12 protein-coding genes are annotated in these 15,580 nt (G+C 43.9%); 1 reads left to right on the top strand and 11 read right to left on the bottom strand.

Going from position 1 to position 15,580, the window contains the following annotated elements; all coding sequences use genetic code 11:
* Positions 1–309: 309 nt before the first annotated feature.
* From DFO72_RS13805 to DFO72_RS13850, 10 genes are all read right to left on the bottom strand, one after another.
* Positions 310–1,377 carry a M42 family metallopeptidase gene (locus DFO72_RS13805; protein WP_113882242.1) on the bottom strand — a complete coding sequence of 356 codons (1,068 nt, stop codon included), beginning with the start codon at positions 1,375–1,377 and terminating at the stop codon, positions 310–312.
* 61 nt (positions 1,378–1,438) lie between these two features.
* A complete protein-coding gene (locus DFO72_RS13810) occupies positions 1,439–3,055 on the bottom strand; it encodes an ABC transporter substrate-binding protein (RefSeq protein ID WP_113882243.1) in 1,617 nt (538 codons plus the stop codon).
* Positions 3,056–3,409: 354 nt separating this feature from the next.
* Positions 3,410–4,675 (bottom strand): cytosine deaminase, encoded by a 1,266-nt coding sequence (locus tag DFO72_RS13815; protein WP_113882244.1) that lies wholly within the window; start codon positions 4,673–4,675, stop codon positions 3,410–3,412.
* Positions 4,665–5,933 carry a cytosine permease gene (gene codB, locus DFO72_RS13820; RefSeq protein WP_113882509.1) on the bottom strand — a complete coding sequence of 423 codons (1,269 nt, stop codon included), beginning with the start codon at positions 5,931–5,933 and terminating at the stop codon, positions 4,665–4,667. Before codB ends, DFO72_RS13815 begins: the two co-directional genes overlap by 11 nt.
* Before the next feature lie 309 nt (positions 5,934–6,242).
* The gene (locus DFO72_RS13825) at positions 6,243–7,127 is read right to left on the bottom strand and encodes an alpha/beta hydrolase (RefSeq protein ID WP_113882245.1); all 885 of its coding nucleotides are present in this window, start codon (positions 7,125–7,127) and stop codon (positions 6,243–6,245) included.
* A gap of 645 nt (positions 7,128–7,772) precedes the next feature.
* On the bottom strand, positions 7,773–9,203 hold the full coding sequence (locus tag DFO72_RS13830; protein WP_113882246.1) for an amidase: 1,431 nt from the start codon (positions 9,201–9,203) through the stop codon (positions 7,773–7,775).
* Between the two features lie 85 nt (positions 9,204–9,288).
* The gene (locus DFO72_RS13835) at positions 9,289–10,002 is read right to left on the bottom strand and encodes a small-conductance mechanosensitive channel (RefSeq protein WP_113882247.1); all 714 of its coding nucleotides are present in this window, start codon (positions 10,000–10,002) and stop codon (positions 9,289–9,291) included.
* A 15-nt stretch (positions 10,003–10,017) separates the two neighbouring features.
* Positions 10,018–10,725: a DUF5058 family protein gene (locus DFO72_RS13840; protein ID WP_113882248.1), complete on the bottom strand. Its 708-nt coding sequence runs from the start codon at positions 10,723–10,725 to the stop codon at positions 10,018–10,020.
* Positions 10,726–10,745: 20 nt separating this feature from the next.
* A complete protein-coding gene (locus DFO72_RS13845; RefSeq protein WP_113882249.1) occupies positions 10,746–11,960 on the bottom strand; it encodes a M20 family metallopeptidase in 1,215 nt (404 codons plus the stop codon).
* Positions 11,961–12,041: 81 nt separating this feature from the next.
* Entirely contained in the window at positions 12,042–13,298 is a 1,257-nt protein-coding gene (locus tag DFO72_RS13850) for a Zn-dependent hydrolase (RefSeq protein WP_113882250.1), read from the bottom strand.
* A gap of 232 nt (positions 13,299–13,530) precedes the next feature.
* On the opposite strand from DFO72_RS13850, the gene DFO72_RS13855 reads away from it, so the two are divergent.
* On the top strand, positions 13,531–14,919 hold the full coding sequence (locus DFO72_RS13855) for a sigma-54 interaction domain-containing protein (RefSeq protein ID WP_113882251.1): 1,389 nt from the start codon (positions 13,531–13,533) through the stop codon (positions 14,917–14,919).
* A gap of 125 nt (positions 14,920–15,044) precedes the next feature.
* Here DFO72_RS13855 and DFO72_RS13860 read toward each other — a convergent pair whose 3' ends face one another.
* Positions 15,045–15,401 carry an STAS/SEC14 domain-containing protein gene (locus DFO72_RS13860; protein ID WP_113882252.1) on the bottom strand — a complete coding sequence of 119 codons (357 nt, stop codon included), beginning with the start codon at positions 15,399–15,401 and terminating at the stop codon, positions 15,045–15,047.
* Between the last annotated feature and the right edge of the window lie 179 nt (positions 15,402–15,580).

Consider the following 15,580-nt stretch of genomic DNA (forward strand, 5'->3'; position numbering starts at 1 on the left):
TGCAGGGGTTTTCCTGGTTCAATCAAACGTTTGATTGATTTTAACAAAATGACTGAGAGATCAATCCCTGCCAGGCCGCTGCTTGGGGGACAGGTTGACTGTCCCTTGTCCCGTGAATTTGAACATTACTAATAGAAACGGGAAAATTGTAAATAGAAAAGCTCATTTTGCAAATAGATTGCTTGAATCTGCATATAGAATGACCAAACCTGCATATAGAGGGGAGAATTCCGCAAATAGGCCGGTTCGCACGGCTGCTTTTATAAAAAAAAGACAGAGAGCTTGATCCCCCCGTCTTCTCTTATATGATTAAGTATCTAAAAACGTCTTACCCTTCAGCTGATCCAATGTCACAACAAAGTCGTGCAGCAGTTTGTAGGAGTTCTCCATATCATCCAAGTCGACTACTTCAATAGGAGTATGAGTATAACGGGATGGGATTGAGATAACACCCGTTGTGACACCTTTATTTGTCATATGTATAGCTCCGGCATCCGTTCCGATTCCCATGAAGACTTCATGCTGATAGGGAATATTCCCTTCTGCCGCCACTTTTTCGAGGTGCTGAGTGACAAGCGGATGGGCAATCAGTGATTTATCAGCGATTTTGATGCAAGGGCCGTTGCCAAGGCTTCTCGTGCCTGTCATCAGGACATCAAATGTATCGCTGGTTGGCGTTGTATCAAGTGCCAGCGCAAAGTCAGGATCTACGGCAGCAGATACAACGGAAGCCCCTCTCAATCCAACTTCCTCTTGAACAGTAAATGCCCCGTAGATGTCGCCATGCTGTGCCTCATTTCCTCCGATGTTTTGAAGTAAGCGGATCAGCAGTGCGCAGCCTGCCCGGTCGTCCAAAGCTTTCCCAACTACGCGGTTATTTCCTATTTTCTTGAACTCTGTGCCATAGCTGATCGGCTGTCCAACTTTGATTCCCATTTCCACGGCTTCTTCTGCTGTGCGGGCTCCGATATCAATATAAAGATCACGATGGCTGGATATGCGCTTTGGATCATCCCATTTTACATAGTGGGCTGAAATGGTTCCAATCACTCCATCTACCGTGCCTTTTTCAGAACGGATCCTAACTGGCAATGATGTGAGAATACGGTCATCGAATCCGCCTAGTTTTTCAAATCGAATTAACCCATTGTCTTCAATTTTTTTTACAATAAACCCAATTTCATCGGTGTGGGCTGCAATGACTAAAGAAGGAAAATCCGGGTTATTCCCTTTCTTTTTCACAATCAGGTTTCCTACCGGATCGACGTGGTATTCATCCACATAATCCTTCACTTCATTTAAGATAAATCTTTGAACATCCTGTTCAAAACCGCTGGGACCCACAATATCGCACAGGTCTTTCAATAATTCATACACAGTGGAACCCTCCCTTTTATTTGAAAAGAAATCCCCCGCTTTTTGCAGGGGCTTCTTCCTGTTAATTCGTCAGGTAAACCTTCGTAAAATCATCATCCTCCATTGGGTGTGCACTGAATCCCTGGACATAGCCCGCCATTGCGATTGGCGGTGTTGTATGCGCAAGAGTCACCCATGGGGCATCCTTGTGGAAAATTTCCTGAGCCTGCTCGTAAAGCTTTGCACGTTCGTCCTGATCAAATGTTACACGGGCATCCTGCAAAAGCTTAGTAAATTCTTCATTTTCATAAAACGCACGGTTGCTGGCAGGTTTATCAGTATTCGTTGCACTCAGGTTCGGGAATAGGAAGTTATCCGGATCAGCCATAACGCCTGTCCATCCGTATAATCCCATTGGGTGTTCCCCGTTTCCTGACTTTTGAAGGTACGTTGCCCATTCATAGGTAACGATTTCCGCTTCAATGCCAATTTTCTTCAAATCAGCCTGAATGGCTTCCGCCACTTTCATTGGCTGAGGCATATATGGTCTTGGGTTGCTCATTGCCCAAAGCTCGGTTTTGAATCCATCTGGATATCCTGCTTCTTCCAAAAGCTTTTTCGCTTCTTCCACATTGAACTTGTAATCTTCAACGCTGTCATTATATCCCCAAAGTACAGATGGGAATGGGTTCTTCGCTACCTCGGCATAGCCATTATAGAAAGCATCCACAATGGCCTGTTTATCAATAGCCATATTTACTGCCTGACGTACTTTTACATCATCGAAAGGTGCCATTTGTGTATTGAGAACCATGTAGCCAATGTTAAAGCTTGGGCGCTTTACAAGACTAAGCTGTGAATCGGCTTCTATAGTTGTTGCATCATCGGGGTTTAAGCCATCGATGATATCCACTTCACCAGCTTGAAGTGCAGTCAGACGTGAAGAATTGTCAGGGATAACCCTGAATATCAGCTCATCCAGATATGGCCCTTCTCCTGCATAATTTTTATTTTTCTTCAGTACAATTTTGTCATTGTGTTTCCAGCTATCAAATACAAAAGGACCTGTCCCGACTGGATTTTCATAGAACTTGTCACCATGCTTTTCGATTGCGGCCGGGCTTGCAATTCCAAACATAGGAATAGCTAAGTAGCTGATAAATGGAGCTGTCTTTTCAGTTAATTTAAACTCAACTGTTGATTCATCTACTGCTTTTACATACTCGATCTTATGGTTTGGATCGCCTTTAAAGCCCCCATATAAGAACGGATAGTATGGAAAATCCCCTTTATGGTAGGGGTTTTCTGGATCCATCCACCGGTCGAAGTTAAACACGACTGCATCTGCATTAAAATCTGTTCCATCCTGGAACTTAATGCCCTTTTTAAGGGTGATGGTCCAGGTCAGACCATCATCAGAGACTTCGTGAGATTCCGCTAAGCCTGGCTGGACTTCAAGATTTTCATCATATACAAACAAAGTTTCAAAGATATTGCTTGTTACACGAATAGATTCTCCGTCCGTAACATTGATTGGGTCCAGCCCAATAGCGTCAGCACCGCGTGCATAAATTAATGAACCTCCCTCTTTTGGTTCACTGCTGTTGCCTGATGCTTCTTCACTGCTGCCGGAACATGCTGAAAGCAGCAATGAAAGAATCAGTAAAATGCTTAATGCTAGTGAAGATTTGCCTTTCATCGATATTTTCCCCCTTGTGTTTTTTATGTAAGCGGAGCTGAAAAATCAGATGCCGCTATTTCCAATAGTAAAATGACTGATTAAATTTTATATTTGGATTTTTCGTATTTTTTAATAAAAATTAGTATATCTTAGATTAACGAAATATTCTACTATATTTTTATAGTCGAAATATATATGATCGGGATTTATTCTTTATTACTCTGTTTGTAAACGTTTACATTCTTTTCTTGTGTTTTATAAACATTTTTTTAACGTTTAATAGTTATAGAAAACTATCATTTTAAAAATATATTTTCATTTCTTCTTAATATAAAAGACTGACCCAGTCAGCCTGAGCCAGTCTTCTATCTATCATTTATGAAAGTTCACTTTCTCTTTTATCTCCCCAAACATCACAGATGTCTCGCTGGGTTTCGTTTCAGCAATTACTTTTCCATTTCTTATGGAATACCTGACAGCTGCCTGTCTCCTGATCGCTTCATACTCATTTTCCGCATCAAGAATGATCAGGTTGGCCGGTTTGCCAGCTTCAATTCCATATTTCTCTTCAATATTTAATGTCTTAGCACTATTATTTGTAATCAGGTCCAAGGAGTTAACAATTTGCTCATAGCCCATCAGCTGTGACACATGGATGCCCATGTGGAGCACCTGCAGCATATTGCCGGTACCAAGCGGATACCATGGATCGAAGATATCGTCATGGCCGAAGCTTACGTTAAGCCCTGCTTCAAGCAATTCTTTTACTCTTGTAATCCCTCTGCGCTTTGGATACGTATCAAAGCGCCCCTGAAGATGGATATTTACGAGCGGGTTGGCGACAAAATTAATGTTTGATAGCTTTAACAGTCTGAATAGCTTGTAGGTATAAGCATCATTATACGAGCCCATTGCCGTTGTATGACTGGCTGTTACCCGGCTGCCCAATCCGCGTTCATAAGCTTCCGCAGCCACTACTTCCACAAAGCGTGACTGTTCATCATCGATTTCATCACAATGGATATCTACCAGGCGGTCATATTTTTCTGCAAGATCAAAGGCAGTTTTCATTGAAGAAACGCCATACTCCCTTGTGAACTCGAAATGAGGAATGCCCCCTACGACATCAGCGCCCATTTTCAGTGCTTCCTCCATGAGCTCGGCGCCGCTTGGATAAGAATTGATTCCCTCCTGCGGGAAGGCGACAAGCTGGAGGTCCACAAAGTCAGACATTTCTTCTTTTACTTCTAAAAGCGCTTTTAAAGCAGTCAGAGTGGGATCTGTTACATCCACATGGGTGCGGACATGCTGAATCCCCTGGGCAATCTGCCATTTCAATGCTGTTTTCGCCCGTGTTTTTACATCGTCATGTGTAAGGGTTTCTTTTCTTTGTGCCCATCTTTGAATGCCTTCAAATAATGTTCCGCTCTTGTTCCATTCAGGCTCTCCGGCTGTCAGGGTTGTATCCAGATGAATATGGGGCTCGATAAATGGTGCCGAAACCAGGGATCCTGCAGCATCAAGAATTTCACGGCCTGATTCCACTTCCCCTTGTGATAAGCTATGAATCTTTCCGTCTTGTATCGCTATATTCCATAGGCCTTCCCGGTCTCTTAGTTTTGCATTTTTAATAATCACTTCTTAATTCCCCTTCCCTGACTGTCTTCTTACCTTGTAAAGCAGCAGCCAATTTTGATACTAAAACAAATGTTACGGCTGATCCCAACAGCGAGTTGATTGGCGGGATTCCCGGCACAAAATTTGCCGCAGCCACGCCGGCTGCCCATGCAAGGATGGCGATCCAGTTAACAGCCTTAAACTTCATATCTGCAAACTTCTTATACTCTCCGCGATTCACAATAAAGTAATCTGCTAAGATGATAGCCCCTATGGACGGCAGCGTCGATCCCAGAACCGTCAGGAACCCGACAAAGTTGTTGTACAGCCACATGGCTGCAATCGTTCCGATAATCCCGTTGAAGATGACAACCTTTCCTTTTCGGATCTTTAAAATGCTTGCAAACCCTAAGCCTGATGCATATAAAGCGTTATCGTTCGTTGTCCAGATATTTAAACCAAGAACCAGAATCGCCGGGAAAATCAGCTGTTGGATGAACATGACTTCTGAAATATCAGATTGCCCTGTTGCGATTGCACCAATTGCACCGAAGAGGAACATGATAGAGTTTCCAATGAAGAAGGCGATGACAGTTGATACTACTGCTGAACGCTTTGTATTTGAGAATCGCGCAAAGTCCGGAGTCAGCGTGCCCGCACTGATAAACGAACCTACGCAAATCGTTAAGGCCGCTGCAAGACTAGTAGCCTCTGTTGGCTGATATTGCATAAGTCCTTCCAGGCCGCCTGCTGTTTCTGTTGCTTTAAAAACCGAGAAGCTTCCTAGAATAGTGATTAAAGGGACAGCTACGAAGCTCAGGATTGCCAGCGCCTTCATGCCGAAGAAGGCTGTGCCTGTCATCAGCAGACCTGCTGCTGCAATCAGGAGATACGCATCAAGTCCTGTTACTTTCTGAACCGGCAGCGCAAACATCGCTACCCCAACGCCAAACCACCCAACCTGAGTCGCAGCCAGCAAAAAGGATGATAGGTAAGATCCTTTTTCACCGAAGGCATAGCGGGTAAGCAGGTGCGTTGATAAGCCTGTTTTTGCGGCAATATAAGCAAGGGCTCCTGTGTAAGCACCTAAAATCAAGTTGCCTGCGAGAACGATTCCTATAAATTGAATGAACGTTAATCCTGTTCCAAGCGTTCCGCCTGACCACATGCTGGCTGAGAAGAAGGTCAGGCCGAGCATCACCACAAGCATTTTCCAAAAACCGTTGCGATGCCCCTGGGGTACCGCCTCTAACGAAAAATCCAAATCTATTTTTTTCATACCAATTCCTCCATTCATTTTTTTGGACTGGTACCGAAGGATTTTCGATAGTAAGTGGATGGAAAAAGAAAAAGGCTTCTCGCCGTTTTCCGACAAGAAGCCTTTTTTCTGCATGAATAACCCCTGGGCAGGCTGCACCTCACCCATTGGCATCATACTTCCGCTGTCCTTGTCAGCCTCACGGGACTGATTTAAAGGTACCAGTATTTAATTGTTTATTATTATTTCAGAAATATAGGAACCTGTCAACTGTAAATTACCGGTCAGCGCTCATAAAATAAAGGTGCTGACCCTGTCAGCACCCTCATCTTACTTTTGTACAAATTGATACATGTACTCCATCGCCTCAGGCAAGGATTCTCTCCATACTTTCCATTCATGGTCGCCATCTACCACTCTAAACTCAACCAGCTCAGGCTGGTGCTCTCTTAGATTCTGGTAAAGACCAGCAGCATGGTAAGCGATATCAAATGTATCATGGTCTCCGGAGTTGATGTATAAAGGAACCTTAATACCCTTTTGCTTGTAGGCATCGATATATTGTGTATAGTTCAATTCAGCCCATTTCTCAGGGTCAAACTGACCATCCTTTTGGAAGGTGGGGTGCGTTCTTCCTGATGAATGGCTTGGAGGCTCAGGTACATAAACCGCAGGGCTTAAAGCTGCTCCTGCAGCAAACATTTCAGGATATTTTAAAACAAAGTTAACGGTTCCATAACCACCGGCTGATAGACCCGCAACCAGCCGGCCTTCTTTTTCCTCAATCGTTCTCCAGGTTTCATCAATATGAGGGATCAAGTCATTCATGAATGCAGTTTCAGCTGCTTCATTATATCCATTGACCCACCAGCTTTTGCTGCCCGGCATAACGATAATAGATGGCGGGATGACTCCCTTAGCGATCAGCTTATCAGCTGTTTCTTTTACATTTCCGCTTTCAACCCAGTTATGTTCATTTCCGCCGGAGCCATGCAGAAGATAAAGAACAGGGTACTCCTTGCCGGAGGTTTTATATTCGGACGGCAAATAGATATTGTAATTATAGTCACGTCCAAGCGTTTCTGAACTGAAGCTTTGGTGGATGATTTGGCTGTTGCTCGACTTTGGAGGTGTTATATTATCCGCGAAAGAAAGACTAGGAATCAACATGGCTAATAATAAAACGAAAATAAACAATGTTTTTCTTTTAAACATGGTTATGCCTCCTTAAAAAACTTTCGAATTTTCACTGCAAAACGATGAAATTGATAAAATCCTCTATAGAGGTTCATTGTTAAGAGATTCGGCTGATAAAATCCAAGGTTCACCGTGAGATGAATAGAAGGCTGATGTGACGCGAACTGACCGATAAACCTAACAAAGTGACCGATGAATCCACTTACAAACAATCTTGATTTTCTGAACAAACAAGCCAGCCGCAAATAATATGCCTAATAAAAACGATTTGTCTTCATCCACCACCTTACTTTTTGATTATTCAAAATAAATCGAATATTGGATACAATATTCTTTATTCTCTTTTTTCACTCTTCAACCTTTTAAAAAGGGGAAAATAAGTAAGAATAATCAGGGGAAATCAAGACTTATAGTCCTTTAGAACGAGGTTCCAGCATCTTTGACAAGGGGGCTAGCTGATTTATTAATAAAGGCAGAAAATTCGACATAGTCTTCTTAAATTTCCCAGGAAAAGATTGTGTTCTCCAAGGTTTTACAGCAAAGGAAATAAGTCAACAAAAAACAGAGCTAGCCGCCCTAAGACGTTTGCTCTGTTTTCATGCTACGAGTCAAATCACCCATTGCAGCTTTTTAAAATGTGAAAGAAGTAAATTTACCTGGTACTTAATTTATTTTCTGCCCCAGTGCTATGTCAGGGCGTCTTCTCCCGTACCCTGTAGCCTGTTCGAAGGCACGGCCGATTCTTAGGACCTCAAAGTCAGCTCTGTGCGGTCCGACAATTTGCAGACCAATCGGGATGCCTGCTGCAGTAAATCCGCTCGGGATGGAGACAGATGGGTTACCTGCTGCGGAAATGTAATAGCAGGACCTCATCCAGTCAATGTAATTTTCCATCTTCACTCCATCGATTTCTGTTGGATATTCAATATTCACATCAAATGCCGTAACCTGGCTCACTGGGAGGATCAGAGCATCATATTGTTTAAAAAATTCACTCATACGGTTATATAAAAGCGCCCGGAGCCGCTCGGCACGTCCCACTTCCGGACCACTCAGGCTTCTGCCCTTTTCAATATTCCAGATGACACTCGGTTTAATCATTTCCCGGAATCGGTCAAAGATTTCGGAATAAGAAAGCTCGAACTCCCATGCTCGGAGCACCTGGAAAACTTCGTCTGCTTCCTTTAAATCCGGGCATGCTTCATCCACTATGCAACCTAGGCCCTCAAAGACTTTTACCTGTTCTTCAAGGTTGCTTCTTACCTCCGGATCGGTTGGAAGAAGGCCTCCAAAATCAGCAGAATAAGCAATGCGCAGGCCCTTTATATCAGACTGAGCCTGCTTAAGAAACCTGGAGCCTGGCTCCTCAATGGCAAGTGGGGACCGGCCATCAGGTCCGGCAATTACGGAGAGCATAAAAAGAGCGTCATCTACATTGCGTGTTATCGGGCCCTGCACAGCCAGAGGCGAGTAGAGCGCCGTTCTGGAAAATGGAATACGCCCTGGGGAGGGCCTCAGCCCAACCACATTGTTAAAGCAGGCAGGATTTCGCAAGGATCCTCCCATATCACTTCCATCCGCAAAAGGGATCATTCCGCTTGCCACTGCAGCCGCTGCTCCCCCGCTGCTGCCGCCTGCTGTTTTGCTTAGATCATAAGGGTTTCTGGTAGAGCCAAACAGCTCATTGAAGGTATGAGAGCCTGCTGCAAATTCCGGAACATTTGTTTTTCCAATCACGATGGCTCCTGCTTTTCGCAGCCTTTCAACAATCAGGTCATCCGCACTTGGATAATGGTCCCGGAAAATCAAGGATCCGCTTGTTGCGGGAAAACCAACAGCATTGTGAGTATCCTTAATAGCGATCGGGAGTCCGTGGAAAGGGCCGGACGGCTTGCCTGCATCAAGGATTTTATCCGCCTTATCTGCTTCCTTTAGCGCCAATTCCTCATTAAGAGACACGATTGCATTTACCTTCGGATTTACCCGCTGAATTTGTGCCAGGTGTGCTTCCATCACTTCCCGGACGGATAAATCCCGGTCTTGAATCATCCTGGCAAGATCACGCGCAGAATTAAAACAAAGATCTTTCTCCATATCAATAACCGCTCCCCAATATTCATATTTGACTCAGAAAATCCCTCTCCAATCCTTAATCGAAGGGGATTACAGCTGTGAAAGCTTACTCCGGCACACCGCTTTTTGATTTTTCAATAAAGAGAACGACAATAATGGTAATGGCTACACAAAGAACGATTTTGATCAAGCTGAAAATCGGCGCAAACAGCACAGCCATACCGATTACGAAAGCAACCAATCCATACAGAGGCTTTTTAAGGGCGAATTGCCCTAAAACCCCTCCGTAAATTGCAGGCAGAATAAATTGAAGGGCATTTTGAACGGATTGCGGGATGATAGTCAGGATATACGAACCGCTTAACACAACCGCGATGATAATGACAATGTTTGTTAAGGAAGCGACAGCAATTCCCAGCGTACCAGCAACCTCTGCTTTTTTTGTACCGGGCTCTGCTCCTATCGACTCCTGAGCGGCAGCTGAACACGGAAGGCACATATTGGCGATATTACCGGTCAAAAACGCAATATAGGTTCCGGATTTCCCAAGCACCGGATAATAAGTAATGGGCTCGAGAAACCACATGATCCCGATAAAGGCTGCATATCCGATCAATCCCCCTGCAATGGCTCCCCAGCCTGGATGGTAGCCCAGTATGAATGAAAAATAGATCGGCGGCACCAATGACATTACAATCAGCATCCAAAGAGTGGTTTGCCCCCAAAAATCGGCCTTGCCATGGAATCCCTGCATGCTCATGGTTGTTTCTCTTACTTCAAACTTCGCTTCCGTTACTCCAGCTTTCGTCGGTACTGACATAGTACATCCCCTTTCCTAAATAAGTGTTGTCAGATAGCTGATAGTCAATGCGATGACAAGTGAAATGCCCAGCGCCCATTCCTGCAGCCAGCGAATTTCCCGTTTTTTTGCAAATGTAAGAATAACCATCATCGATACACCTGCAGCTATGGCAGCAACCGTCTCACTATACCCCTTCACCATTTGCTGACTGGCAAGGTAAGCAAATGCTCCGAGCATTGCAGCTGTCGACACGATGGTCATCATTTTGGCATTTGTGCTGACAATTTTCTTTTCCACTTTCCCCAGAGATTTTGTCGCAAGAGCAGTAAAAATCAGCCAGCCTGTCCCCCCAAGGCACATGGTCCAAACAACAGTCGTAAATGCCTCCAAACCAAAATTAGGGGAATTCAGTTCTACACCATATGCATTTGCCCCAATACCAGCTGCGGTCAATTCAGTTGCAGCTGAGCCTATGATTCCTATCCTCATCAATGTGAACGGACCGCCAAGGACGGCAATAAGAGAGATAATGACCACTGCAATTCCAAAAGAAGGTCCTAAACTGCTGATAAAGCCTGTTCTCAAAGCCCTTTTTGTTTCATCCTTTGTCATACCGATGTTTGGGGCTGTCTGGGAAGCGATCCGGATGAAAATCAGAGCCTGAAAAATAACAATAGCTACAACTATGCCGGCAAAAAGCCATACCGGAGTGCTATTGGCAAACCTTAAAACATCATCCATATCCATGACCTCCTATTTTTTCAATTAGACTGAACTTTAGCAGGCTTGCGTTCAGCAGCGGCTTCATCAGACAGATAATCGAACACTGCGGAAATAAACACTTTCCCAATATCAATCATGGAACGTTCATCCACATCAAAGCGTGGATGGTGATGCGGAAATTCCTCAATTCCTTCTGAATTTCCTCCAACAAAGAAGAAGGTTCCGGGAACCTTTTGCAGATAATATGCAAAATCCTCCATGCCCATTTGCGCCGGCATGTGAATGACATTTTCTTCGCCCACAATCTTTCCGGCCAGCCTTTCAATCCTTTTTGTTTCATCGGGATGATTTTTTACAGCCGGATAGCCTCTGACATATTCATACTTGGCGGTTGCCCCTACAGCCTTACAGGTCGAGTGGGCCATTTCCCCAATCAGGCTTTCAATCATGCTGCGGACATCTTCATCAAACGTCCGGACTGTTCCGGTAATCCTGGCTTTGTCTGGAATGACATTAAACCCGGTGCCGCTGTTAAAAGCAGCTACAGACACGACTGCTGTTTTCACAGGATCCACCTTCCTTGCCACAACCTGCTGAAGATTTGAAATGAGCTGGCTTCCTGCTGCAATTGGATCAACAGTCAAATGCGGCGTCGCAGCATGTCCGCCCTTTCCAAATATATTAATCTCAAAGGTATCTCCCGCTGCCATGGCATCGCCTTCCCTTACTCCGATCGTGCCTGTCCGATTCGTGGACCAGACGTGAGCGCCATAGATGACGTCAGCTCCATCAAGACAACCGTCTTCAATCATCGACTTCGCTCCGCCTGGAATCACTTCTTCAGCAAATTGGTGAATAAACAGGACATTTCCTTCAAGCTGATCTTTCACTTCTGATAATATTTTGGCCACACCCAGGAGAGCTGCGGTATGAACATCATGTCCGCAAGCATGCATAACCCCAGGAATTCGGGATTTGTATTCCACTTCGTTTTCTTCCTGAATCGGAAGAGCATCAAAATCCGCACGCAATGCAACCGTCTTCCCAGGCTTACCGCCCTTCAATAATCCTGTTACCCCTCTGCCGCCAACGTTCCTTTTCACTTCCAATCCCAAATTTTCAAGAAAGCATGCCACTTTCTCAGGAGTATTCACCTCATGATGGGACAGCTCCGGATACATGTGAAGATCCCTTCTAAAACTCACCATCTCCGGATAAATCTCCTGTAATCTTTCAAAAAGCTTTTCTGACATTTTTTTCATCCCCTTAATAATATTTAATATTACAAATTATCTGTAAAATAAAAAACGTAAAAAGAGAGAAAAGCAGGCATTCTAGATCTTCTGCTTTTCCGTTTTTTTGCATGCCAGCTTTCTCACGACATTCAGCAATAAATCACAGCCTGCCTTAATGTCTTTTTCACTTGTATACTCCTCAGGGCAATGGCTTTTTCCTCCCTTGCTCGGTATAAAAATCATACCTATATCAGTCAATCCGCTTAACATTGCAGTATCATGTACAGCACCGCTATTCAGCTTTAAATGATCAAATCCCTTCTCGATTGCCGTTTCCTCAATCTTTTCAATAAGCCGGGAAGAAAGCTCAACTGTGCTGGATTTGCCAACCAGCTCGATCGTGCTTTTTAACGAGAACTCATCAGACACCTCTTCTACCTTTTGGGCAAGCTTCCCGGAAACAATCTTAACTCCCTTAGCTTCAACATCTCTGATATCTACATAGAATTCGACTTTTTGAGGAATCACGTTTGGAATATTTGGCCTGCACTCTATTTTCCCGACTGTCGCCACTGTTGATGGCAATGCATCATATTTAGCCATTTTTCGAACTTGGGAGATGATTTCAGCTGCACCAGCCAATGGGTCTGATCTTAAGTCCATTGGAGTGGTCCCTGCATGATTCGAATCTCCCTCAATTGTCACCTTATACGTTCTCATACCGGCAATAGCCTGGACAATTCCAATTGATTTTTGCTGGCTTTCGAGTATTTGCCCCTGTTCGATATGCAGCTCAATCATGGCGTCTATTTCCCCTCTTTGGAGAATATCTCTTTCTGCCTGATCAATTTCAAGGCCAAAATCTTTAGCTGTTTCGTAAACAGATTTTCCCTCTGAATTCTTGATTGCCTTTAATTCTTCCAAATTATATTTTCCGGCAAACACTTTACTGCCAAGCATGGTTATGCCGAAATTGGAGCCTTCTTCTTCTGCGAAGCTTACCAATTCAATTGGCTGCTGCAATTCTGCCTTCTCTTCTTTTAATACTCTTATAATTTCCAGTGCTGCTAATACACCCGTTAACCCGTCATATTTCCCTCCATTTTTCACCGTATCGTGATGGGAACCAATCATAATGGAAGGCCTATTCAGTTCTTTTCCGTATGTAGCCCTGATATTTCCGATGGCATCAACCTTTATGTCCATCCCCAGCTCCACCATGCGGGCAAAAAGATATTCTCTGACTCTACGATCCTCTTTACTGTACGAGAATCTCGTACAGCCATTGCCCGGCGTGCTGGTAAAGCCTATTATGTTTTCAAAATCGTTCATCACCCGGCTGAGATTAATCTCCAACCAAACTCCCCCTTTTTATTAAAATGGTTTTTACCCTGGCATTGCTCATGATGCCAATGGTATAATTTTTAGAAAATTAAAAATGGTTATTTAACTTCATCTTGCAAGAAGCGTGCCAGCTTCATTCCATTGATTATCACTGTGTTTATAGGTCTGTCCTATTATTTGTGATGAAAAAAGTCATCAAGTGCTGATGAATTTGGTCATCAACCGAAATGAAGCGGGGGTTTTTATGAAGAGAAATCAGCTGGAAACATATAAGCAAGCCTTTGAAGATTTAAATTTTATACTGGACATTACCCATAGCGCGATCACCATTACCAATGGAGAAGGGATATTTACGAGACTCAGCAAATCCTGTGAAAGAATTTTTGGCGTACCGGAATCTGAACTCATTGGAAAAAACGCCTTTTTACTTGAAAAACAAGGGTTTTTCAGCACATCGGTAACCTGTGAAGTGATCCGCAAGCAAAGAAGGGTCACGATCATACAGAAAACAGCTGCCAATAAAACGGTCCTGGTAACCGGCACTCCCTTCTTTAATAAGGACAAAAAAATCGAAAAGATTATCAATATATCTAAAGACATCACAGAAACCAATAAGCTGGCATCGGACCTAAAAAGGCTTCAGGCAGAACATGAGTGGCTGAAACAGGAATTAATGAAGCGTACCCGGATGGAGCGCGGCAAGGTTGCCTCTGAAAGCCCAGGCATGAAAAATATCATTGAGCTTGTTCATCATATCTCCAATATGGACGCAACCGTTTTGTTATTGGGAGAAACCGGTGTCGGCAAAGGATATATGGCTAATATGATCCACTCTGTCAGCAATCGCAAGGACCGGCCCTTTATCTCCATCAATTGCGGGGCCATACCTGAAAACCTGCTCGAATCAGAGCTCTTTGGTTATGAAAAGGGGGCGTTCACAGGTGCGCTAAAGGATGGGAAAAAAGGGCTGTTTGAAACTGCCGGCAGCGGCACCATTTTCCTGGATGAAATCGGGGACATGCCTGTGAGCCTGCAGGTGAAGCTTCTGCATGTTCTGGATGACCGTACTGTAAGAAGAATCGGGGGAACGGCATCATTTAAAGTAGACTGCAGAATCATTGCAGCCACCAATAAGAATATTAAAGAGCTGGTGAGGGCCGGCCAATTCCGGGAGGACCTCTTTTACAGGCTGAACGTTGTACCCATTACGATCCCTTCATTAAGAGAACGTAAGGAAGACCTGCTTTTCCTCGCCAATATGTTCCTTGACAGCATGAATAATAAATATAAGATGAAAAAGACCTTTTCCGAAGAAGCCATCAGGGCGCTATATGATTACAACTACCCCGGGAATATTAGAGAACTGCAAAATATGATTGAAAGACTGGTCATTAACACTCTCGGGGATACGATCGAAGCCGAAAAAATCCGCGAAATGACCGAAGCCTCAAGTCCCAACATCCAAAGCGAAGAAATCACCCCCCTGAAGGAAGCCGTGGAGCAATTAGAAAGGAACATGCTATTAACCGCTTTCCAAAAGTATAAAACCACCAGAAGAGTGGCCGAAGCCTTAAAGATTGACCAATCGACGGTTGTAAAAAAGGCCAAGAAACTGAAAGTGCATGAACGATAGAGTCTCGGGCATTAATTGTTTTGGATGCACACAAAAGGCCGGCTCAATTGAAACCGGCCCTTTTGACATTTCCTTATTTCATTTCCGGATTGCAAAGGGAATCCATCAAATGTAAGGATAACTCCTCACTCTTTAATCCAAGTCCATGCTTCCTCAAGCTGATGGCCTTCAAAGTATTCAACTTTAATGCCAGGCAGGTAGTCTGTAAGCTTCGATACAGTTCCTATCCAGTCTTTGTCACTGACAACAGCGAATTTATTAAACTGTTTCCATCTTTTTATATCAAATTCCATTCCTTCCGTGGCACCTTGGAAAGTGGTTCCGTCTACATCAGTCATAATGGCCAGAATATTGAACTTCTGGTCATCTTTAAAATTTTCTCCCACGTATTGATCCAGCTTTTCAGCATCTTCCGTGGTTGCATTGCCATTAAAAGCGATGGCGATAGTAGAAGGAGAGCGGGATTCTATGAATTGAAGCATATTCATTACCTCCAGGTTGTTTTTATTGAGGTAATTTCCCGATTCATAGGAATGAAAAACTATCGGTGCGGAGTTTTTTATTGGAAATAGGGTACTATTTGCAGGTTTTTGCTCTCTATTTGCAAGACTGTTATTCTATTTGCAGAATTGAATACTTTATTTGCAAGATTTGCCTTCTA

Origin of the sequence: Cytobacillus oceanisediminis, assembly GCF_004366035.1 — a bacterium.
Classification (GTDB): domain Bacteria; phylum Bacillota; class Bacilli; order Bacillales; family Cytobacillaceae; genus Cytobacillus; species Cytobacillus oceanisediminis_C.

What these genes read in the sequence shown, in the direction of transcription:
- DFO72_RS13810 (WP_113882243.1), bottom strand. Translation starts at nt 3,055, where the DNA reads ATGAAAGGCAAATCTTCACTAGCATTAAGCATTTTACTGATTCTTTCA.
- DFO72_RS13860 (WP_113882252.1), bottom strand. Translation starts at nt 15,401, where the DNA reads ATGCTTCAATTCATAGAATCCCGCTCTCCTTCTACTATCGCCATCGCT.
- DFO72_RS13835 (WP_113882247.1), bottom strand. Translation starts at nt 10,002, where the DNA reads ATGTCAGTACCGACGAAAGCTGGAGTAACGGAAGCGAAGTTTGAAGTA.
- codB (WP_113882509.1), bottom strand. Translation starts at nt 5,933, where the DNA reads ATGAAAAAAATAGATTTGGATTTTTCGTTAGAGGCGGTACCCCAGGGG.
- DFO72_RS13825 (WP_113882245.1), bottom strand. Translation starts at nt 7,127, where the DNA reads ATGTTTAAAAGAAAAACATTGTTTATTTTCGTTTTATTATTAGCCATG.
- DFO72_RS13830 (WP_113882246.1), bottom strand. Translation starts at nt 9,203, where the DNA reads ATGGAGAAAGATCTTTGTTTTAATTCTGCGCGTGATCTTGCCAGGATG.
- DFO72_RS13855 (WP_113882251.1), top strand. Translation starts at nt 13,531, where the DNA reads ATGAAGAGAAATCAGCTGGAAACATATAAGCAAGCCTTTGAAGATTTA.
- DFO72_RS13840 (WP_113882248.1), bottom strand. Translation starts at nt 10,725, where the DNA reads ATGGATGATGTTTTAAGGTTTGCCAATAGCACTCCGGTATGGCTTTTT.
- DFO72_RS13845 (WP_113882249.1), bottom strand. Translation starts at nt 11,960, where the DNA reads ATGTCAGAAAAGCTTTTTGAAAGATTACAGGAGATTTATCCGGAGATG.